The sequence below is a fragment of the Dyadobacter sp. CY356 genome (assembly GCF_021440195.1).
Lineage (GTDB): Bacteria > Bacteroidota > Bacteroidia > Cytophagales > Spirosomataceae > Dyadobacter.
Genome location: NZ_JAJTSZ010000006.1, coordinates 26,460 through 46,792 on the forward strand (window position 1 = coordinate 26,460; position 20,333 = coordinate 46,792).

Sequence of the window (20,333 nt, forward strand, 5' to 3'; positions counted from 1 at the left end):
TACTGACAATGAATCTTTCGTACCGAATTGCCATTCGCTATTTTTTTTCCAGAAATAAACGCAGCTTCATCAGTGTGATCGCTCGCATCGCCATGGCCGGCGTTGCCGTGGGTACGATGGCAATGGTTGTCGTGCTTTCTGTTTTTAATGGAATGGAAGATCTGAACCGGAAAATGTTCAAAACCTTTGATGCTGACGTAACTATTACGCCCGCCGAAGGAAAACGTTTTCTGGTTTCTGATTCAATTTTGAAATCTGTAAAATCAGTTGAAGGTGTAAACATTGTCACACAGGTTATCGAAGACAATGCGCTGGCGCGATATGGTAATCAACAAACCATTGTTAGATTAAAAGGCGTAGACAGCACCTTCGCGAAGCGCGGACAATTAGATACCGCTTTGATTGAAGGCTCATTAAAACTGTACGGACCCAATGGCACGCCTTACGCGATCATATCGGAAGGGGTGAGAAATGCATTATCTATTTCACTGGAAGATATCATTACGCCTCTGGAATTATGGTATCCCAAAACAGGAACAAAAACGCTGAATGTTACTTCCACCGAAGCATTCAACCAAACAGTAATCCGTCCCGGCGGTGTATTTTTTATTGAAAACAGGTATGATGATTATGTCATAGCACCGTTGCCTGTCGTTGAATCTTTGCTTCAATATCAGGGTCAGCGTTCTTCTCTGGAAATAAAAATCGTATCAAACGGATATCTTGAAAAAGATGTTGCGGAGGAGATAGCTTCTAAATTAGGCAGCAAATTTATAGTCCGCGACCGGGATGCCATGAACGCAGATCTGCTTCGTGCTATTCGTGTTGAAAAATTGTTTGTTGCCGTTACCTTATCCTTTATTATTTTAGTGGCAGCAATCAATATTTTCTTCTCCCTCAGCATGTTAGCGATTGAAAAGAAAAAAGATGTTTCCATGTTGTACGCACTTGGCGCTACGCCTTCCTTAATCAGAAACATATTTCTGGCCGAAGGAGCGATCGTCGCATTGTCGGGAGCGATCGTCGGCATATTGAGTGGCATACTTATTTGCTGGTTGCAGATGAGCTACGGACTCGTTTCCATGGGCATGTCCACAGCACTTGTTGATGCCTATCCTGTGAAATTAATATGGCAGGATATACTTTTAACGGCAGGTATTATCGTTATCATAACCTTGGCCGTTTCATATATTCCGGCACGACGAGCTGCTTTATCCGGCCAGACACTGACCGTTTAGAGTTCAGACCGATTTCAAAGTAATTCGTTTAACACTTCAACACTTTGACCACATTTAAAAATATGTCCAAACCAAAAGCAGATATGACCGATAAAAAAAATAGCGTTTTACTACGTAACGGCCTCTGCAACTTCTTTGGAATAGCCTTATTATTTATAGCTTTTAGCGCAAATGCCGGAAGTCACATTGCAAAAAGAGATACTGTTTTAAGAAGAAACCCAGGCGTCATCACCCGTCAGGGACCATACCGACCTACCCGAACGCTCAAACACGATCTTATCCACACACGGCTGGATGTTGAATTTGACTGGCTTCGGCAGCATCTTCACGGCACGGCGATCATTTCCATGAAGCCGCATTTTTATTCTCAGAACACGATCGAGCTGGATGCAAAAGGATTTGACATTAAAGGTATTACCCAACTTTCCGATCCGGGAGATTTCGGCTCTGCTTCATTAAAGGAAATCTCTGGGAAATCTGCCAAAAAGCTGGATTTTACTTATGACAAGCGTAAGCTGGTTATCAAACTTGCAAAGGAATATACGTCAAAAGATACGATTGTAGTCAAAATCGATTATGTTGCCAAACCCAATGAACTTCCTCGCGAAAGCCAGAACGAAAACCCGAATGAGAAAGGTTTATATTTTATCAATCCGGATGGAATGGATGAAGGAAAGCCGAAACAGATCTGGACACAGGGCGAAACAGAAGGCAGTTCCTGCTGGTTTCCTACCGTTGATGCGCCTAATGTGAAGTTCACGCAGGATATTTACGTAACGGTTGACAGTACTTATAAAACGCTTTCCAACGGATTGCTGATTTCCCAGGAACCTGATAACAGCGGTCTGCGGACGGATCACTGGAAACAATCGCTTCCCGCCGCTCCTTACCTGACGATGATTGCCGTTGGGGATTTTGCTGTTGCCAAAGATATGATGCCAAACGGACTGGAGCTTAGCTATTATGTTGAGCCGAAATACGGCGGAGATGCACATGCGATTTTTGGGCGCACACCGGAAATGATGGCGTTCTTTTCAAATATTTTCGGAATTGAATATCCCTGGGAAAAATACGCACAGATTGCAGTGAGAGACTTCGTGGCCGGTGCGATGGAAAATACCACAGCGACGGTACATGAAGAAGGCGTACAAACAGATGCCCGTTCCATATTAGATGGAAATTCAGATGCGGTTATTGCGCATGAACTGGCGCACCACTGGTTTGGTGATTACGTTACGGCCGAAGAATGGGGTCAACTACCACTGAATGAATCTTTTGCCAATTACTCTGAATATTTGTGGAGTGAATATTACATTGGAAGAAATGAAGCTGACTGGCAGAATTTGCAGGAGTTGAAAACATATCTGGCAGAAGCGGAAACGAAACAGGTGCCTATGATCCGGTATTTTTACAAAGACCGGGAAAATATGTTTGACAGCCATTCCTACGCAAAGGGCGGACGAATTTTGCATATGCTAAGGAAATATGTTGGTGACGATGCTTTTTTTAAATCATTACAAACATATTTGAAAGCACACGCTTTGGGAACAGCCGAAATTTCTGATCTCCGTGAAGCTTTTGAAAAAGTAACAGGCGAAGATCTGAACTGGTTTTTTGACCAATGGTTTTTACGTCCGGGACATCCTTTGTTAAAAATAAAACAGGAATATTCGACAACTACGAATAAGGTTTTGTTGAAAATTACACAGACCCAGGACACGCTGGCCTCAACGGTTTACCGACTACCTTTGAAAGTTGATGTCTGGACGGGCGGAAAGAAAAACCGTTATAACGTGCTGGTGGATAAGGTGAATCAAACCTTGGAATTCCCATCAGCTAAAAAGCCTGATCTGGTAATTTTTGATGCCGAATCTCAGTTACTTGGTAGTATTGAACAGGAAAAAGACCGTGCAGAACTGGTTTATCAATACAATCATTCAGACCAGTTTTTACAAAAATATGAGGCACTGGCGCAACTGGAAGGTAAATTAAAAGATTCTACCGCCAGAAATGTATTGATCAAAGGAATGACAGACCCTTTCTGGAAACTACGCCAAATGGCCATTTCTAACTTTGCGGAGTATGACGGTGATGGATTTGCTGATGTTGAAAAAATAATCCAGAGCCGTGCGCGGACAGACAGGCATCCGCAGGTACGTGCAGAGGCGATCATTACGCTTGCTTCTTTTGGGGATAACAACAATGATCCTGTTTTCAGGGAAGCGTTGAGTGACAGCTCTTATCAGGTTGTTTCAGTGGCTCTTGATAAATATCTTGTAAACCAGCCGGCAGATGCCAAAGATGTTGCCGCACAGTTTGAAGATTCTCCGGATGATGCCGTGGTGGCCGCAGTTGGAAATTATTATGCCGGTCTGGCAGAACCCGACCGCTACGAATGGTTTCTTGAAAAAATGAAGCGCATGAAACCAACTGAAAAATATAATTTCCTTCAGGTATTCGGAAAATATCTCATCAAATCAAAACAGGATGTGCAGCGTAAAAGTATTCCTGTGCTTGAAGGAATGGCGCGCAATAGCCCCTCCTATTTTGTCCGTTTTGGTGCATACCAGGCTTTGGGATTGTTAACAGATATTCAGGGCGTACCGGCGATCAGGAAAGATATCCGGGCAAAAGAAACTGAGCCTAAACTGAAAGAAATGTATACCCAGTTTGGTGAATTATAAGAATTCAGTGCTAACAAAAAAGAGGATTTCGGCATGGCTGAAATCCTCTTTTTTGTTAAACTCCTTTTCCTATTGTTCCGGATCCAGATAATATTCCAGGTTTTCAAGGGTGATAATATCCAGTGGAAGAAATTTTATCGGAGCAATCTCTTTCTTAAAAACAAGATAATTGGCAAGCTGAAAAATCCCCCAATAACCTTGCCCAAGCGGATTCTGGTTGATTACAAAGTCAATATAGCCGTTATTGATATAATGTATATTCCGCGGTACCAGATCGTATCCGATCAACTTAATATCTTTGATTTGATTTCTTTCCAGATAACCGGCAATCTCAAAAGCTCTCGAATTGGTTACATAGATTGCTTTCAGATCGCCCGCAGAAGATATTATCTGACCGAATTTTTCATCAAATGATTCCCCCTGGACAAAATTGATTTCAGTCTCAATCACCCTGTATTTGTCTGTCAGGTTGTTCTTAACGAAATAATCTTTGAAGCCTTTTTCCTTGGTAATTAAATGTGCGGAGTTTGGTAAATCTTCATTGATGTGAAGAACCATCATGGTACATGCCGACGGAAGTCCAAAAGTCAGGATTTTGGCTGCCAAAAATCCACTCTGATAGGAATCCTGCCCAATGTAACACAGCGGGTTAACATCTGCGATCTGGGTATTGAATAGCACGTAAGGAATATTGGAATTTTCCCATTCTTTGAAAAACGGAAGAACCTCTTTGTAAAACAAAGGAGCAACCAGCAAACCATCGGGATTCTCGGCAGTAGCCTCCCTAGCTCTTGAAATGAACGACTCCTCGTCATGGGGATCAAAAATAAAACGGCTTATTGAAATCCCATACTGCCTCAATTCTTTCTCTGCTTTGGCAAGTCCGATTTCAGGAGCTTCCCAATAAGGATCCGTTTTTGGATCCGGAACCAACGCTATAAATTGATAAGTTCGCTGTGTTTTTAGTGATTGAGCCAGGAAATTGGGCTCGTAGTTCATTTCTTCAATGATCTTCAAAACTTTTTCACGCACCTCTTCCGATACCCGCCCGCGGTTATGCAACACCCGATCCACCGTCCCTTTCGATGTTTCAGCTCTTTCCGCAATATCTTTTATTCTGACAATTCTCTTTTTCACTGGTTCTTGAAAATAACGAACGGGAATTTAACCCAATAAAGTGTATATAAAAATAGTACAATGATGGACTGACTATTCAAAAAACTAGATACGAGAGGTAAATCTATAAAAACAATAAAATTTCAATACATTATTTAAAATTTCCTTGATTTTTAAACTTTGTGTACTAGATTTACAAATCTAACAGCAATTGCATTAAAATAATATGTGTTCGTGCACATTGTAGGAAACTTACCGTGTGCTCGTGCACTTTTAGTAAAAAATGCTTGCATCATAACAGATTACAATTAATTTTGCATTATAATAAAATGTTGCGAGAAAATTTGTCAGATTAAAGCTATAACCATTGTTTTGTTTAAGTAATTTTCAAACACATAATATTATTCCTAAACCCTTATAAAATTACCCACTTATTCTAAACTCTTTTACCAGGCGTGCGGATTTTCTTCTGCACGCTTTTTTGTTTTCTTTTTATTTTATTTCAACAACAACATCATCGCTTTGCGGGTATCCTGTGCATGTCAAAATCCAGCCTTGTTTCAGATCATTGTCTGTCAAAACATCATTAATGGTCATATGCACAGCACCTCTTTTGCAAACACCGGCACAGCTTGCGCACACACCACCTTTGCAGCTATAAGGCAAATGTATGCCCGAATCTAACGCCGCCTGGAGAATTGTTTTATCCGCCGGAACGAATAATCTGTATTCCTGTTCTTTAAAATTCAATTTAATTTCATATGCCTTACTTTCACTGGGAGCCGCCGGAGGACTTCCGACAACAAAATTTTCTTTTCTAATCTGCTCTTTTCTAAAACCAAGATAATGTAAGGTAATTTCAACCGAACGCATTAATCCATAAGGCCCGCAAATAAAAAAGCGCGCTTCTTTAGGTTCATAAACCATCGCAGCTCTGACCATTTGTTCAAGCCGTGTGTTATTAATTCTTCCCCTTACACCATTCCAATGATCGGATGGATTGCTATGAATGTGAATTACATGAAGTCTGTCAGGATAACGCGTTTTCCAGGCTTCAATTTTTTCCAGGAACAAAGTTGTTTTTTCATTTCTGTTGGCATAAAGCAGCGTAACCTGACTTGCCGGATCAGTCGTAAGTGTCTGTTTCAAAATGGAAAATAACGGTGTAATACCGCTTCCGGCACCGATCAGAATGATATCCCGTGACGAACCACTTGGCCTTTCCAAAGTAAACCGACCCGACGGCGGAAGAACTGTTAAAATATCACCTTCATGTACAAAATCAATCCAAAACCGGGAAATCTCCCCATTTGGTATTCTTTTAACAGTAATAGACGGAAACTCGTCCGTGGCCGGCGCAGAACTCATCGAATAAGATCGTCTGATTTCGTGTCCGTGCCTGTTAATCAGGAAGGTAAGAAACTGCCCCGCCTGATACTGTAATTTTCCCCCATCCAGTTGTTCAAAAACAAATGTTTTGGTATCATAACTTTCTACAATAATCTGCCTTACACGCAGAAGCATTGTCGAGTCAATTATTTGTTCCATAAGGTTTCATATTCAGCCAGCAGCGTCCAGTTATGCGCTTCACAAAGCCAGTGCATATGGAATATTTTGTTGCTGGAAATCCTGTAAAGTATTTTATTTTCATAGGCCGTCATTAATCCGGCTATGAAAAAATAGAAATTTTTAAAATCCCGGGCTGTGAAATTCTCCACCGCAATCCGTTCTGTTTTTATTCCAAACCGTAATAGGGAAGTTGAAAGAATAACCCTATCCATCGGATTTTTTGTTTCCTTCAAAAGCTGAATGGTATCCTCAATCAATTTTTCTTTTACCGGTTGTAGTTGAACAGGATCAAAAGCAGCCATGAGCCGGCTCACGTGATAGATGATCAGAGGCGTTCGTGGATATTGATGGGCGCAACGAAACGGAACGGTCAGATAACGAGCTGTGGCGATGACCGACCGGATATATTCAAGACTGGCCTCGTCATGTTCATTAAGTGGCAAATCATTTTTGAAAACAAAATAAAGAAGATTGCTCAGCACACAGACATCAAATTCAATATACATATCCTTCCCAAACCAGGTTGAATACGCTTTCAGTTTCTGATATTCCGGATACGTGTTTTGTATCCATTGTTTCGAACCATTTGCATGTAGTTTCAACTTTTCTTTCAACCACAAAATTTCATCCTTTTCAGGATTTGAAGTCAAATAAACAAAGGCAGTATCATCAACATCATCCGGAATCCTGAAATGTTCAAAATGACGAAAGAGATAACCGTTTGGGAAATGTTTTGAAGGTTTGGTTTTCCAGAAATTATAGGTTTTCAAACCATCCTTGTTCTCAAAATCAGGATAATTCTGAACGACTTTTGATATAACAAAATTAATTTTTTGCTGTGTTTCCAAATCGCAATTCTCGCGAACTGACTGCAAAGTGAAAGCAATTATGGCAGAAAAAAATATGGTAGTATCCGGGCGGTTATAGCCAATCAGTGCATTATCACGATAAGCCGGAAACATTCCCACCGGAAAATATTTGTCGCCATCCGATTGAAGATTAACTATTTTATCAATAAAAAACTTTAAACCATTTCCCATTGCCCGAAAGCTAGCAAATTGCAATCAAAAAAAGAAAACCCTGCCCGAAGGCAAGGTTTTCTTTTGGCCGTCGGCTATCAGTTTTCGGCCTTCAAATTTGGATTATTAACGATCTAAGCCGACTGCTGATAACCAACCGCCGATTGCAAATATATTAAACCCCCTCTGCAACAACCTCCTTCACATCAGGCACCATACGCGTCAATAAATTTTCAATTCCTGCTTTCAAGGTCAAAGTAGATGATGGGCATCCGCTGCATGATCCTTGCAACAAAACTTTCACCGTTCCGGTATCTTCATTAAAAGAATGGAAATTTATTGCGCCACCATCAGACTCCACAGCTGGCCTCACATATTGATCAAGAGCTGCTTTAATTTTCTGAACAGTATCAGAATCTCTTGCATCTACGATCAGTGTATTTTTTTCAATCGTTTCCTGAAAAAACACAGGATGATTTTCTTCAAAATATATTTTGATAAACTGTTTTGTATCACGCAAAACTTCTTCCCAGGCGATATCATCACCTTTGGAAATTGTTATAAAATTGCTCGCAATAAAAACCCTTTGTACATGCGGAAATTGGAAAAGATCCGCCGCCAGAGGTGAAGCTTTACCTTCTTCCATTGCTGCTTCCAGCGATGGATAATCAAACGAAAGACCTTCCGGTACCAATTCGAAATTCAATACGAATTTCATAGAGTTCGGATTCGGACTTAATTCAGTATATACAAAAACAGGACGTGATAACATGATAAATAATAATATTCAGTGATACAGGATGATTTGACTCTTTCAATCCTTGCAAAGAACACAGGAAATATATTTTTGGTTTAAATTCATACTATTAAAAACAAAAACCCGGCGGAAATATCCGTCGGGTTTTTGAAAATCTTTTACGGCCTTAACCGAAAATCTTTTGACTATGCTTCTGCAACAACTTCAACAGGAGCAGCTGCAACCGCGATAGGTTCGATATGAACAAAAGATTTGTTCAAACGAGTTTTACGGAAAACAACGTGTCCTTCAACCAAAGCAAACAAAGTATGGTCACGACCGATACCTACGTTGTTGCCCGGATTGTGTTTTGTTCCACGCTGACGAACAAGAATATTGCCCGCTTTCGCGTGCTCTCCGCCAAATAATTTAACACCCAGACGCTTGCTTTCTGATTCACGTCCGTTTCTAGAGCTACCTACACCTTTCTTATGTGCCATGATATCTTAACTTTTAATTTTTTCGATGATTGTGAATAAGCCTGATAAATACCAGACCGCAGCGGAATACCGCTTTTAATTAAGCTACGATTTCGTCGATGCTGATCTTAGTCAAATACTGACGATGACCATTTTTAACTTTGTAACCCTTACGTCTCTTCTTTTTGAAGACGATCACTTTTTCACCTTTCAGGTGTTCAAGCACCGTAACTTTTACAGAAGCACCTGCTACTGTAGGAACACCCACTTGTACTGTGCCTTCGTTATCAACGAGTAGGACTTTGTCAAACACAAGAGCAGCGTTCACGTCACCTTCAAGCCTATGCGTGAAGATTTCGCGACCCTTTTCAACTTTAAATTGCTGACCTGCGATTTCTACGATTGCGTACATGATAATAATTTATAGTAAACTGATATTCAAAAACGAGGTGCAAAGATAAGCAGATATCCACAGAATCACAACGCTTTAACTTAATTATCATTTGAATTATGTAAAAAATGTTTCAACATGTCACCATTTTGGTGCGTATTGCAATAGAAACGTGAAATAATAAGTAAATTTCGTATGTTTAGCGGTGAACTTGCCATCGGGTTATTTCACGTCATAATAAGGGTAGGAAGCGCGGCTGACCGCTTTTGCTAACATTAACAATACTTAACATTTGTTTGGGTTACTTTTATGTTATCTAACGTCATGAGCATTGAATGATTATTAAACTTAGAAAGATGAAACACTTTTTGTGGATTTCACTTATCACATTGATCAGCATAACTTCCGTCTTTGCACAAAACGGTGGTTATCAGGTTGGTGACGCCGTTGCCGCTTTTAAATTGAAAAATATAGATGGGAAAACGGTCTCGCTTGCTGATTACAACGCTGCAAAGGGAATGATCGTAATATTTACTAGCAACCATTGCCCGTTTGCAAAGGCCTATGAAGACAGAATTATTGCTTTAAACAATAAATACGCATCCCGGAACTTTCCGGTGATTGCGATAAATCCAAGTGATCCGGGCACCCATATGGACGATTCCTTTGAAAAAATGAAGGAACGGGCGTCTTCCAAAGGATATACCTACCCTTATCTTTCTGACGAAACGCAAGTAACCGCCCGCGCTTTTGGCGTGGCCCGTACACCACAGGCTTTTGTGCTGACAAGAGTTAATGGCAAATTTACGGTTGCATATATCGGTATGATCGACGACAATCCACAGGATCCGGCAGGGGCGAACAAGTTTTATGTTGATGAAGCCGTAACAAACCTTTTAGAAGGAAAACCAGTCGTAACCTTATCAACCAAGCCGATTGGATGTGCTGTTAAGTGGAAAAACTGATCTTAAAAACTTATCTTTTAATTCCCTCAATTCCTACCTTACTCTGCCATGAAAACCTTTATCTACCTTTTATGCACATTTTGTCTTTTAGAAAGTTTTTGTTTTGCCCAGACTTCAAGCAAAAAATTTTCCGCTGAAGGTGAGTTCACTGCTAATTGTGAAGGCCCTGCTGTGGATTCTGAAGGGAATGTTTATGCGGTTAATTTTGCCAGGGACGGGACTATTGCCCAGATGAACAAAAGAGGCAAATCAGGATTTTTTATTACGCTGCCCAAAGGAAGTACCGGAAACGGAATCCGTTTTGGTGATAAAAATACTTTTTACGTTGCCGATTTTACAGGACACAATGTTTTGAAAGTCGATATCATTACAAAGACTGTTACCGTTTTTGCCAATGAACCAAAAATGAACCAGCCAAACGACCTGGCCATTACAAAAACCGGACATATATTTTGTTCAGATCCAAACTGGAAAGACGGCACAGGACAGATCTGGCATGTTTCTCCGGAAGGAAAAACAAGACTTGTGGCCGAAAAAATGGGAACAACCAACGGAATCGACATTAGTCCGGACGAAAAAACGCTTTACGTTAATGAAAGTGTTCAACGAAATGTCTGGGCTTTTGATCTTGCCAGTGACGGAACCTTAACCAACAAACGCCTAATCCATACTTTTGCAGATGGTGGAATGGATGGCATGCGTTGTGATGTTGAAGGCAATTTATACATAGCCCGTCACGGAAAAGGAGAAGTGGCAGTGCTTTCACCTGACGGAAAAGTCATTCAAACCATTACAACAATCGGAAAAAAAGTATCCAACATCTGCTTTGGAGGCAGTAATGGAAAAACCTGCTACATAACCTTGCAGGATCGCGGCTGCCTTGAAACCTTCAAAGCCAAAACCGCAGGCAGGGAATGGCAGATGATGGAAACCTATTCTGCTAAAAAATAATCAATCCATAACCATTTCTGAAAGACGCTAAAAAATCATTCAAAATGTTAGCGTATTAAGTTTAGTTGTATTTACTTTGTAACTCAAAGTACTTTTAATTAATTCCAAAAGATGATGGACAAAATTCTCCGCTATTTACAAAGCAACTCGAAGTTCGCATTGCTTGCCTTGGTATCAGCGTCTTCGGTTGCTCTTCTGTTTTTCAGGATTGTTGTGACTCAGAACCTGGGATTTATTTTTATGATCTGGAATCTGTTTCTGGCCTGGGTCCCGTTGTTTTATATCAAATGGGTTTGGGAAAGAGAAACAGTTAAACGCACTCCTACTTTATTGCTGTTAGTTCATCTTACCATCTGGCTTCTGTTTTTTCCAAATGCACCATACATTATCACAGATCTTTTACATATCAGGGCTACACCGGAAAACATGGTTTGGTATGATGCCGTTATGATTTTCACATTTGCAGTCGCCGGCTTTTTGACAGGACTTTATTCCATAAGAATTGTACACCGCTTGCTTACCCAACGCTGGAATCAATACGTAGCGTGGCTGATCGTAGCTTTCTCCATGTTTCTGAGCGGATTTGGCGTATTTCTGGGTCGCTATGGCCGTTGGAATAGTTGGGACATTGTTTCAAATCCCGTTGCACTTTCGCGCGGTATTCTGAAGAGCATGATTGATCCGTTTGCCATAAAACATACCTTCACGTTTTCGTTCGTGCTGATGTTGTTGTACTTTGCGTTCCATATTTTCGCAGAACTCAATAGAAATGAATCAACCCATAAATATTCGTAAAGCAATTAAAAGTTTCCGGTACGCAGGTGTTGGCATTTTTACTTTATTTCGTTACGAAAACAACGCTAAAATACATTTACTGGCTGCTGTGGTCGTTTTCATTGCCGGAATCTTTTTCAAAATTTCAAACATAGAGTGGTGTATTATTATAATCCAGATTGCCCTTGTATGGGCAGCGGAAGCATTTAATACAGCCATTGAAAAAATTGCGGATATGATATCTTCAACCTATCATCCTACCATTAAAATTATAAAAGATGTAGCCGCAGCAGGTGTTTTAATTCTGGCCATTTCAGCCATCTTTGTTGCCGGTTTCATTTTCCTGCCCAAAATCTGGGATGTATTTCAAACGATAAACTAAACCTTCATTTTAGCATCTGACTTAATCTATATGTCCTCAAATCAAGACTCGTTACACACACTGAACGAAATCCGAAGCCTGATGGAACGGTCTTCAAAGTTCCTGTCACTAAGCGGATTAAGTGGTGTTTTTGCAGGTTTATTTGCGATTATCGGTGCGGCCGTCGCTTATGTTCGTTTAAAAACAGACTGGTTTTCAGAAAGTTTTTCTTACACACCAGCTGCTGCCACAACACAAAACGAAGCAATCCGCTTTTTACTTCTTGACGGATTTCTGGTCTTGTTCTTTTCGCTGGCTGTCGGCATTATTTTCACCGTTAGAAAAGGAAGAAAACGGGGATTTCATTTATGGAACAGCAGTTCGAGACGGCTGCTATTAAGTATGATGATACCGCTTGTAACGGGCGGGATTTTTTGTCTCGCCATGCTTTCTTATGGATATATCTGGCTGGTTTTACCGGCAACACTAATTTTTTACGGATTGGCACTTGTTAACGCAAGTCGCTATACCTGGCCAGAAGTTTCCTATATGGGAATTTTTGAAATCGCTATTGGATGTACTGCTTTATTTTTCACAGGGTTTTCTTTATTGTTTTGGGCGATTGGTTTTGGCTTACTGCACATCGTGTATGGACTGGCGATGTACAAAAAATATGATCTGGACGAAAATAAGGCCTCGAAGATCTCGAATAAAGGAGGTTTTACATTACTGTTTTTTCTAATTTTATCAACCGGTTATGCTCATGCACAAGTAGCGATACCCATAACAGTTGACAGCACGGCCAGAAAATGGTATGATAAAGAGACGATTTATCTTCAGGGAAATAACAGTTATATCAAGGACAACATAGTTTATACCGGACAAAAAGCTATCCGCAGTGAATTTACAATTTCTCCGGGCGGTATGCAGCTTTATGTGCAGTCAAGACGCAGAAAAAATATTGCTCTGGTAATTTCCCTTGTTGGATCCGCGGGATCTATTACTTCGTTAATAACCGGAAACCGGGATGCGTTGAAAAAATTCTTTTGGGTATCATTGGGAACCGGCCTGGCCTCGACGCTGATAACGGCTCAGGCAAATAATTTACGCGATCAGGCCGTTTGGCTGAGAAACCGCGATGCACTACTTTTTATGGAAGTCAACAAGTAGTTCGGGAATGACTTCATAACTTGCGGGCAGAATGGAATGGTTAGAAAAATTTAATAAAGTTTTTGAAAGTAAGGTACGGCTTGGTATCATGTCGGTACTGGTGGTGAATGATGCTGTAAGTTTTAATGAGCTCAAAGAGCTGTTACAACTCACGGATGGGAATCTTGCGTCACATCTTAAAGCATTGGAAGAAACGGAATATGTACGGTTTGAAAAACAATTCAACGGAAGAAAACCGCTGACAACCTATAAAGCGACAGAAACAGGACAAAAAGCTTTCACAGATCATCTCCAGGTTTTAGAAAATATGATCCGGCAAAATATGTAAAACAACTTGTTGTAAAGCAACAAAAAATCGCCGGCCCTGATTGCTCAGTACCGGCGATTTTTTATTGATATTGAAAATTAGAATTTCAAAGGAACAGTAAAACCCGATTTATCCCACTGGAATTGTAACTCAGTATCTTTCACAGTGAAAGTCAGTTTTTCCATTGATGTTGAATAAGTTTTCGCAGGAACTGTTACTTTCAAAACATCTTTGTCTTTAATTTCTTCATATTTATAAGCGCCCCATTGTTTCAAAGTGCTGTTAAGAATCAAAGTCCACTCTTTTTCGTTTGGCGTAGCAAACAAAGTATAAGTGCCGGCTTTAACTGCTTTGCCTGCAAACATTCCGTCTTTTTTGAATGTGATCTCCGTAGCGTTGTTGGCTCCTATTCTCCACACTTTTCCAAATGGTTCAAGGCTTCCGCTGCCTTCTTTTCCAAAAATAACACGACCGCGTTTTGAAGGTTGTCCGTATGCTACTGTAACGTTTTTGCCTTCGGCAGTAATTCTCGGGCTTTCAGGAGCAGTTTGTGCTGATGCAAATGACAGACCTACTAATGTAAGGAATAAACTAAAAAATAGTGATTTCATAAACTTGGTTAAGTGATGGTTGTTGTTTCAAAAACGAAATACGTAATTCAAAAGTTGTTAACCAAGCCATTTAGATCAAATTTTGTACTTTTGAAAAATGACTTCCCGAGAGCAAACATCCGTCCGAACAAATTTTTTCGATACAAAAATCGAATTCCTTAAAGGCATGGGGCCACAGCGGGCCGCACTACTTAATGTGGAATTGGGAATATTCACTTATGGCGACTTGTTGCAGCACTACCCCTTTCGTCATGAGGACCGAACTATATTTCACAGAATCAGCCAGTTATCAGAAATTATGCCTGCTGCTCAGATCAAGGGGAGGCTCCGGGAATGGACGATTGTTGGTGAAGGAAGTAAGAAAAGGCTCGTAGCCCAGTTTTCTGATGGAAGTGGAATTTTGGAGCTGGTATGGTTTCAGGGAATTACGTATTTTGAAAAAAGCCTGCGACCAAATGCGGAATATATTGTTTATGGAAAACCAATTGCATTTGGATCCAAATGGAGTATCACACATCCGGAAATTGAATTACTGACAGCTGAAAATGAAAAAGGCGGTTATTGGCAGCCTGTATATCCTCTTACTGAAAAACTTCGCAGAAGATTTGTTGACAGCAAGGTGATAGGCAAGCTGATTCGCACTTTGCTTGAAATTTCAAGACCGCATATTCATGAAACTTTACCGGAAAATCTGGTTCAGAAATACCGGATGGTTACCAAGGCGGACGCACTCTGGAATTTACATAACCCACAAAGTCAGGCCTGGCTGCATCAATCAGAAAGACGTTTAAAGTTTGAAGAGCTTTTTTACAATCAGTTCAGGCTGATCAAAAACAAGCTTTTGCATAAAACAGAATATCCCGGACAGATTTTTACCAAAACTGGTTTACTTCGGGATTTTTATGAAAATCATCTGCCTTTTGAATTGACCGGTGCACAGGTTCGTGTTCTGCATGAGATTCGTGAAGATCTGAAAACAGGAAAACAAATGAACCGTTTGCTGCAAGGTGATGTGGGTTCCGGAAAAACAATTGTAGCTTTTATAACGATGCTTTTGGCACTGGATAATGATGCACAAGCCTGTTTGATGGCACCAACAGAAATCCTGACAGATCAGCATTATCAGGGATTGAAAAAATTTGCGGATTTATTAGGTATCAACATTGGAAAACTGACCGGCTCAACAAAGAAAAAAGAGCGTGAAATCATTCATGCACAGCTTCTGGACGGCTCGATGCAGATTATTGTGGGCACTCATGCGCTAATAGAAGATATAGTACAGTTTAAAAATCTGGGTCTTTGTGTCATTGACGAACAGCATCGGTTTGGCGTAGCGCAGCGAAGCAAACTTTGGGCTAAAAATAAATACACAAGTCCGCATATGCTCGTGATGACGGCCACGCCTATACCGAGAACATTGGCAATGACACTTTATGGCGACCTTGATATCTCTGCCATTGATGAATTACCGGCAGGCAGAAAACCGATCAAAACCGTCCATCGATACGATGCACACCGGCTTTCTGTTTTTGGTTTTATTCGTGACGAAATCGCAAAAGGACGACAGGTTTATATGGTTTATCCTTTAATCGAAGAGTCTGAAAAACTTGATTTAAAGGACTTGATGGATGGTTATGAAAGTGTGTCCCGAGCGTTTCCTGATGTTCCGCTCAGTATTCTTCATGGCAAAATGAAGCCGAAGGATAAGGATTTCGAAATGGCCCGTTTCGTGAAAGCGGAGACAAAAATCATGGTCGCTACGACTGTTATTGAAGTTGGTGTAAACGTGCCAAACGCTTCAGTGATGATAGTTGAAAATGCCGAAAGGTTTGGTTTATCCCAACTGCACCAGCTTCGCGGACGAGTGGGCCGGGGAGCGGAGCAGTCTTATTGTATTCTGATAACCGATTATAAAATCAGTAAGGAAACCAAACTACGGCTTGAAACCATGTGCCGCACCAATGACGGGTTTGAAATAGCAGAAGTAGATTTACAGCTTCGCGGACCAGGTGACATTTCCGGAACTCAGCAAAGCGGATTAATGGATCTACTGATTGCGAACCTCGCCCAGGACGGAGAAATATTAAAAGCCGCGAGAATTTCAGCCGAAGCAATTTTGAATACAGATCCTGATCTGGAATTACCGGAAAATGCTCCGATTAAAAAACATTTAAGTAATATGCGGAAAGAAGAAACGAATTGGAGCAGGATTAGTTGATCGCAACTAAGCTGATTGAAGTGTATTGGATTCCGAACTTACAAAATGCCTTATTGATTCCCGACTAACTTTCTTTTCAGCATTCCATAGATCATATTTTTTTTGCAGGTTCATCCAAAGCTCGGCACTTGTACCAAAGGCTTCTGATAATTTGATAGCCATCTCAGGACTAATACCAGACTTTTTATTTAAAATAAGCGAGAGTGTACTACGGTTCACTCCAAGGCCGTTTGCGAGCTCAGAAATAGTATATGCCTGATTCGTTTCTTCACGAAGCCCTTCAATCATACCATTTAAAATAGCTCCCGGATGTGCAGGTTTCATTTCTCTTTTCAGCATAATTAATAATATTTAATGATAATCCAGGAAATCAACATCGTAAGCGTCTCCATTATTAAAACGAAAGATAATACGATAATTTGCATTTACTTTTATAGAATAAAATTCTTTAAGATCACCACTCAGTTTATGCAATCTATATCCAGGAATATTCAACTGCTCAACAGTTTCAGCAGTATCTAATAAAGATAATATTTCTCTTAAACGTTCAACTAAGTGTGCGTTTAGCTTAGATGAATCATCATTCTCAAACAAAAATCTAAGTCCTTTGTGTTGAATACTTTCTATCATAACACAAATTTAATGATGATCATATCACCGCACAAATCTATACCAGTATAACGTACAGATTATGAAATATTTGAATAAAAAAAGCTCCAATTGCCAAAGCAAATGGAGCTTTCAATAAACATACAATTACTTAAAAACCAACAACTTCCTTAATCTCTCCCAAAAATTCAAAAGATTGCGGACGCGTAACGTGCAGAGCTGCACCAAGCGAAGTTGCATATGGCAGATCCGTAGCGTAAACTTTATGTTCCGGGAAATTGTGAGCTACGAGTTTTGTGAAAATTTCATTTTTCGAAAATCCACCATCGATATATATTGCCTGAACTTCACTAATTCCAATAAGATTCAGGGAAACCGTCAACATATCAGTCAGCGCTTTCAACAAATGATGATATGCAGCTTCTGCTGATGCAAAGGCACTCACCTGCCATTCCCTGGTGTTAGCTTCGGGGAAAGGACCGTTTCCTGTCATACAAGCAGAATAAAATGGCGGTGTATCAGCTTTTAATATTTCTTCATCAAATACAACACCTTTATAAAAATCAGCGTCTTTTCCAAAATATTCAGCGATGCGGGCAACCTGATAATCATGTTCTTTCCCCATAAACAAACGGGAAGTAGTAACACCGCTACCTTCAGGCGTTAGGTAATTCATACAATCCTGATGCAGCTGATTTCCTGTTAATGGTTTTGAATAAAAAGGATTGAAATTGATACACCAGGTTCCGGTCGACAGCAAAACAAAAGGTGTTTTTATTGCCAGACGATACGGCACCAAAGCAGCTGAACTGTCGTGCAATCCAAACCCTGACTGCATACTTTTCTCTCCATCTCTGTAAATAAAAGAAGAAGAAGCTAGTACAGGAGGCAATTTTTTCTGAATTGCTTCTGCTTTTACCCACTCATGATAGTCCCACATTTCGAAACTCCATAAGGCCGTGTGGCAGCCAAGCGAGGTATAATCACTTGCTTTTCTGCCTGTTAGCAAGTATAAAATATACTGAGGCAAATGCAGGGAAGAAATTATTTTCTTGTAAACTTCCGGTTGTGCGTATTTCAGCCAATATAATTGCATTCCGGAGTTCAGCATACCCATAGCAGGAGAACCTGTCTGTAGTGCGATCCTGGTTGGATCACCATGCGTACTGTAAAACTGGCTTAATAACGCATCCGGCAGCGGTTTAAGATAGGAATACAATGGTGTAACCGGCTTGTTACTGGCATCAAGATGCACTAGACTTGCACCATATGCCGCCGCATTCACAGCCTGAATCTGATATTTAGGATTATTTTTAAGATCTGTCCAACGCTCCTGAACCCATTCAGTAAGGAGTTCAATATCCTCTGTCGGAAATCCGTCCTCGTCAACTGTCTCAGGAAGGGATTCGGTCACCTCCTCTACAATCTGATACTTTTCGTCAAAAAGTACATACTTTTTATTGGTCCTGCCAATATCAAAAACCGCCGTTACTTTCATTATTTTTTATGCGCTATCACTTTTAATCTCCGGAAATCTATTTTTTCGGTTAATATAGTGACTTTACTTTAAAACCTATACCCTTAATAGTACTTTTAAATCTTTAAAATCACCAAAATCTGCCAGCCAGATATCAAATTTCTCTTACTCGTCTTTAAGCAGAATTGGTTTCAATACGGATGTCCACCGTTTGTAACCTTCCTCATTCATATGCAGACTGTCACTCATAAAAATACTGCCATCCGGACGACCATCTTTGATCATCACCGGCCAGATGTTGACATACTCGTGATTACGATCACTTTTTATAAAATCCATGATAAGTTTATTCGCCCTTTCAACCTCTGCTTTTTTACTCCAGCGTGACGGAGAAGGTTTTAATGAAATACCATAAATCTTTGCCTTTGGCTCATGATCATGAATCATCTTGGTAAGTTTTACATACTCGTCCCTAACCTGTTCCGGCGTTTTTGACTTTTCCCCAAACATGTCATTTTCACAGTAGATGACGACGGTTTTGGGGTGATATTTAAAAATAGTTCTATCCGCGTAATGGATCACTTCAGGAAATGTAGATCCGCCAAAACCGCGGTTGATAATCGGTAATGGAGCAAGATCCTGAGCCGCATTTTGCCATTTGGTAAATGTTGAGCTCCCGGTGAAAACAATTCCACCCGGTGCAGGCATCTTTTCCATATCTTTCTTTTCAAAAGCCTGAATCGAACTCTCTGACCGGTCTACCGGATAATCAGGCTCCCAGGATTTGTCCAGCGCAGAATAATTTGGCTTGTGACAGGAGGAGATAAAAAGAACACCAAGAATAACAAAATACTTTTTCATTGAAACAAAAAAACGGTAGATACCTTTTAAGAAGGCGTATCTACCGTTTTTCTAATAGTGTTTGGTTAATTATTTACTATTTGTACTTCAACTTCTTCTATAAAAAATAGCGAACACCAAAACCTACGCTTGGAAATTGAAAGGACGGTGAAAATTCATAATTAAATGCTTTTTGACTTATATCATAATCGCGATTATCCGGACCCGACTTCACGATGGAATAATTGGTATTTACAAAATTGGATACAGCTATATTACCCGTAATCCACCATTTCTCCGACAATTTGTAATACAATCCGGCACTCAAACCAGCAGAAAGCGAAACGACATTTGTCTTGGTTTTTATCAAAGAAACCCCATCACCCGCATTTGAATATTGGCTGGAATTATTGTAGCGAACACTAACATCCGGTCCCACGAAAATCCCAACTTTCTCATTAAAGTGTTTGTAAAACTGCCAAAAGCGTCCTACTCCAACTCCAAAACCATTAATTCCATTTTTCTCATTATTCGTAGGTATACCATTATTGTTAGTAGTAAAATTTTGTTTGCTACCGGAAAGGGATGTGTTGAGATTCCATCCGGAAGCTCTGGTACTGGTTTTAAATTTTCCTAACCCAACGTTGAAACTATAACCGTAATTATTCGAAGATTTTTGCAAATCAGGATTATTGTTGTTGAACATAATCGATGCAGATCCTGACATGAATTTCTGCCCTTCCCATTGTGCCAATGCCGTTTGGGAAGAACCCAAAATAAGTATTGCTATGAAGTAAAATATATTTTTCATGATCAGA

Annotated in this window: 21 protein-coding genes; 9 read left to right on the forward strand and 12 right to left on the reverse strand. The window is 40.2% G+C overall.

The features are described from left to right. The first annotated feature begins 8 nt into the window (after window positions 1-8). Window positions 9-1,238, forward strand: a complete 1,230-nt coding sequence (locus LXL81_RS19120; RefSeq protein WP_234648371.1) for an FtsX-like permease family protein — start codon at window positions 9-11, stop codon at window positions 1,236-1,238. A gap of 83 nt (window positions 1,239-1,321) precedes the next feature. Next, the gene (locus LXL81_RS19125; RefSeq protein ID WP_234648372.1) at window positions 1,322-3,922 is read left to right on the forward strand and encodes a M1 family aminopeptidase; all 2,601 of its coding nucleotides are present in this window, start codon (window positions 1,322-1,324) and stop codon (window positions 3,920-3,922) included. Window positions 3,923-3,991: 69 nt separating this feature from the next. On the opposite strand, the gene LXL81_RS19130 is transcribed toward LXL81_RS19125, so the two are convergent. The 6 genes from LXL81_RS19130 to rplU all read right to left on the reverse strand — a co-directional run bounded on the left by LXL81_RS19130 (window position 3,992) and on the right by rplU (window position 9,253). Then, window positions 3,992-5,059 (reverse strand): LacI family DNA-binding transcriptional regulator, encoded by a 1,068-nt coding sequence (locus LXL81_RS19130; protein ID WP_234648373.1) that lies wholly within the window; start codon window positions 5,057-5,059, stop codon window positions 3,992-3,994. A gap of 471 nt (window positions 5,060-5,530) precedes the next feature. Continuing rightward, the gene (locus LXL81_RS19135; RefSeq protein ID WP_234648374.1) at window positions 5,531-6,586 is read right to left on the reverse strand and encodes a ferredoxin--NADP reductase; all 1,056 of its coding nucleotides are present in this window, start codon (window positions 6,584-6,586) and stop codon (window positions 5,531-5,533) included. Further along, window positions 6,574-7,647, reverse strand: a complete 1,074-nt coding sequence (locus tag LXL81_RS19140; RefSeq protein WP_234648375.1) for a hypothetical protein — start codon at window positions 7,645-7,647, stop codon at window positions 6,574-6,576. Before LXL81_RS19140 ends, LXL81_RS19135 begins: the two co-directional genes overlap by 13 nt. A gap of 154 nt (window positions 7,648-7,801) precedes the next feature. Then, the gene (locus LXL81_RS19145) at window positions 7,802-8,398 is read right to left on the reverse strand and encodes a NifU family protein (protein WP_234648376.1); all 597 of its coding nucleotides are present in this window, start codon (window positions 8,396-8,398) and stop codon (window positions 7,802-7,804) included. 170 nt (window positions 8,399-8,568) lie between these two features. Beyond that, entirely contained in the window at window positions 8,569-8,862 is a 294-nt protein-coding gene (gene rpmA, locus LXL81_RS19150; RefSeq protein ID WP_137340813.1) for a 50S ribosomal protein L27, read from the reverse strand. A 79-nt stretch (window positions 8,863-8,941) separates the two neighbouring features. Continuing rightward, a complete protein-coding gene (gene rplU / locus LXL81_RS19155; RefSeq protein WP_090335300.1) occupies window positions 8,942-9,253 on the reverse strand; it encodes a 50S ribosomal protein L21 in 312 nt (103 codons plus the stop codon). A gap of 335 nt (window positions 9,254-9,588) precedes the next feature. Here rplU and LXL81_RS19160 point away from each other — a divergent pair, with 335 nt between their 5' ends. From LXL81_RS19160 to LXL81_RS19185, 6 genes are all read left to right on the forward strand, one after another. Continuing rightward, window positions 9,589-10,197, forward strand: coding sequence for a thioredoxin family protein (locus LXL81_RS19160; protein WP_234648377.1), 609 nt, complete (start codon window positions 9,589-9,591; stop codon window positions 10,195-10,197). Window positions 10,198-10,245: 48 nt separating this feature from the next. Further along, window positions 10,246-11,148, forward strand: coding sequence for an SMP-30/gluconolactonase/LRE family protein (locus tag LXL81_RS19165; RefSeq protein WP_234648378.1), 903 nt, complete (start codon window positions 10,246-10,248; stop codon window positions 11,146-11,148). A gap of 111 nt (window positions 11,149-11,259) precedes the next feature. After that, the gene (locus tag LXL81_RS19170) at window positions 11,260-11,943 is read left to right on the forward strand and encodes a DUF1361 domain-containing protein (protein ID WP_234648379.1); all 684 of its coding nucleotides are present in this window, start codon (window positions 11,260-11,262) and stop codon (window positions 11,941-11,943) included. Next, the gene (locus LXL81_RS19175) at window positions 11,918-12,304 is read left to right on the forward strand and encodes a diacylglycerol kinase family protein (RefSeq protein WP_234648380.1); all 387 of its coding nucleotides are present in this window, start codon (window positions 11,918-11,920) and stop codon (window positions 12,302-12,304) included. Before LXL81_RS19170 ends, LXL81_RS19175 begins: the two co-directional genes overlap by 26 nt. 30 nt (window positions 12,305-12,334) lie before the next feature. Continuing rightward, window positions 12,335-13,453 carry a hypothetical protein gene (locus LXL81_RS29175; protein ID WP_310589599.1) on the forward strand — a complete coding sequence of 373 codons (1,119 nt, stop codon included), beginning with the start codon at window positions 12,335-12,337 and terminating at the stop codon, window positions 13,451-13,453. 31 nt (window positions 13,454-13,484) lie between these two features. Next, window positions 13,485-13,781: a transcriptional regulator gene (locus LXL81_RS19185; RefSeq protein WP_234648381.1), complete on the forward strand. Its 297-nt coding sequence runs from the start codon at window positions 13,485-13,487 to the stop codon at window positions 13,779-13,781. Between the two features lie 77 nt (window positions 13,782-13,858). On the opposite strand, the gene LXL81_RS19190 is transcribed toward LXL81_RS19185, so the two are convergent. Further along, window positions 13,859-14,371: a DUF2911 domain-containing protein gene (locus LXL81_RS19190; RefSeq protein ID WP_234648382.1), complete on the reverse strand. Its 513-nt coding sequence runs from the start codon at window positions 14,369-14,371 to the stop codon at window positions 13,859-13,861. A gap of 97 nt (window positions 14,372-14,468) precedes the next feature. Here LXL81_RS19190 and recG point away from each other — a divergent pair, with 97 nt between their 5' ends. Next, entirely contained in the window at window positions 14,469-16,589 is a 2,121-nt protein-coding gene (recG, locus tag LXL81_RS19195; RefSeq protein WP_234648383.1) for an ATP-dependent DNA helicase RecG, read from the forward strand. Between the two features lie 6 nt (window positions 16,590-16,595). Here the strand turns inward: recG and LXL81_RS19200 are convergent, their stop codons facing one another. From LXL81_RS19200 to LXL81_RS19220, 5 genes are all read right to left on the reverse strand, one after another. Next, window positions 16,596-16,928, reverse strand: coding sequence for a HigA family addiction module antitoxin (locus tag LXL81_RS19200; protein ID WP_234648384.1), 333 nt, complete (start codon window positions 16,926-16,928; stop codon window positions 16,596-16,598). A gap of 12 nt (window positions 16,929-16,940) precedes the next feature. Continuing rightward, window positions 16,941-17,219, reverse strand: a complete 279-nt coding sequence (locus LXL81_RS19205; protein WP_234648385.1) for a type II toxin-antitoxin system RelE/ParE family toxin — start codon at window positions 17,217-17,219, stop codon at window positions 16,941-16,943. Between the two features lie 130 nt (window positions 17,220-17,349). Then, on the reverse strand, window positions 17,350-18,696 hold the full coding sequence (locus tag LXL81_RS19210) for an FGGY-family carbohydrate kinase (RefSeq protein ID WP_234648386.1): 1,347 nt from the start codon (window positions 18,694-18,696) through the stop codon (window positions 17,350-17,352). Between the two features lie 144 nt (window positions 18,697-18,840). After that, complete coding sequence (locus LXL81_RS19215; RefSeq protein WP_234648387.1) at window positions 18,841-19,536, reverse strand: GDSL-type esterase/lipase family protein; 696 nt, start codon at window positions 19,534-19,536, stop codon at window positions 18,841-18,843. Between the two features lie 97 nt (window positions 19,537-19,633). Next, complete coding sequence (locus LXL81_RS19220) at window positions 19,634-20,326, reverse strand: porin family protein (protein ID WP_234648388.1); 693 nt, start codon at window positions 20,324-20,326, stop codon at window positions 19,634-19,636. Between the last annotated feature and the right edge of the window lie 7 nt (window positions 20,327-20,333).

Excerpts from the sequence above, each read along its gene's own strand:
- LXL81_RS19145 (WP_234648376.1), bottom strand. The coding sequence starts at position 8,398 with ATGTTATCACGTCCTGTTTTTGTATATACTGAATTAAGTCCGAATCCG.
- LXL81_RS19165 (WP_234648378.1), top strand. The coding sequence starts at position 10,246 with ATGAAAACCTTTATCTACCTTTTATGCACATTTTGTCTTTTAGAAAGT.
- LXL81_RS19205 (WP_234648385.1), bottom strand. The coding sequence starts at position 17,219 with ATGATAGAAAGTATTCAACACAAAGGACTTAGATTTTTGTTTGAGAAT.
- LXL81_RS19175 (WP_234648380.1), top strand. The coding sequence starts at position 11,918 with ATGAATCAACCCATAAATATTCGTAAAGCAATTAAAAGTTTCCGGTAC.
- LXL81_RS19220 (WP_234648388.1), bottom strand. The coding sequence starts at position 20,326 with ATGAAAAATATATTTTACTTCATAGCAATACTTATTTTGGGTTCTTCC.
- LXL81_RS19190 (WP_234648382.1), bottom strand. The coding sequence starts at position 14,371 with ATGAAATCACTATTTTTTAGTTTATTCCTTACATTAGTAGGTCTGTCA.
- LXL81_RS19210 (WP_234648386.1), bottom strand. The coding sequence starts at position 18,696 with ATGAAAGTAACGGCGGTTTTTGATATTGGCAGGACCAATAAAAAGTAT.
- rpmA (WP_137340813.1), bottom strand. The coding sequence starts at position 8,862 with ATGGCACATAAGAAAGGTGTAGGTAGCTCTAGAAACGGACGTGAATCA.
- LXL81_RS29175 (WP_310589599.1), top strand. The coding sequence starts at position 12,335 with ATGTCCTCAAATCAAGACTCGTTACACACACTGAACGAAATCCGAAGC.
- LXL81_RS19125 (WP_234648372.1), top strand. The coding sequence starts at position 1,322 with ATGACCGATAAAAAAAATAGCGTTTTACTACGTAACGGCCTCTGCAAC.
- LXL81_RS19200 (WP_234648384.1), bottom strand. The coding sequence starts at position 16,928 with ATGCTGAAAAGAGAAATGAAACCTGCACATCCGGGAGCTATTTTAAAT.
- LXL81_RS19170 (WP_234648379.1), top strand. The coding sequence starts at position 11,260 with ATGATGGACAAAATTCTCCGCTATTTACAAAGCAACTCGAAGTTCGCA.
- LXL81_RS19140 (WP_234648375.1), bottom strand. The coding sequence starts at position 7,647 with ATGGGAAATGGTTTAAAGTTTTTTATTGATAAAATAGTTAATCTTCAA.
- recG (WP_234648383.1), top strand. The coding sequence starts at position 14,469 with ATGACTTCCCGAGAGCAAACATCCGTCCGAACAAATTTTTTCGATACA.
- LXL81_RS19135 (WP_234648374.1), bottom strand. The coding sequence starts at position 6,586 with ATGGAACAAATAATTGACTCGACAATGCTTCTGCGTGTAAGGCAGATT.
- rplU (WP_090335300.1), bottom strand. The coding sequence starts at position 9,253 with ATGTACGCAATCGTAGAAATCGCAGGTCAGCAATTTAAAGTTGAAAAG.
- LXL81_RS19215 (WP_234648387.1), bottom strand. The coding sequence starts at position 19,536 with ATGAAAAAGTATTTTGTTATTCTTGGTGTTCTTTTTATCTCCTCCTGT.
- LXL81_RS19160 (WP_234648377.1), top strand. The coding sequence starts at position 9,589 with ATGAAACACTTTTTGTGGATTTCACTTATCACATTGATCAGCATAACT.
- LXL81_RS19120 (WP_234648371.1), top strand. The coding sequence starts at position 9 with ATGAATCTTTCGTACCGAATTGCCATTCGCTATTTTTTTTCCAGAAAT.
- LXL81_RS19185 (WP_234648381.1), top strand. The coding sequence starts at position 13,485 with ATGGAATGGTTAGAAAAATTTAATAAAGTTTTTGAAAGTAAGGTACGG.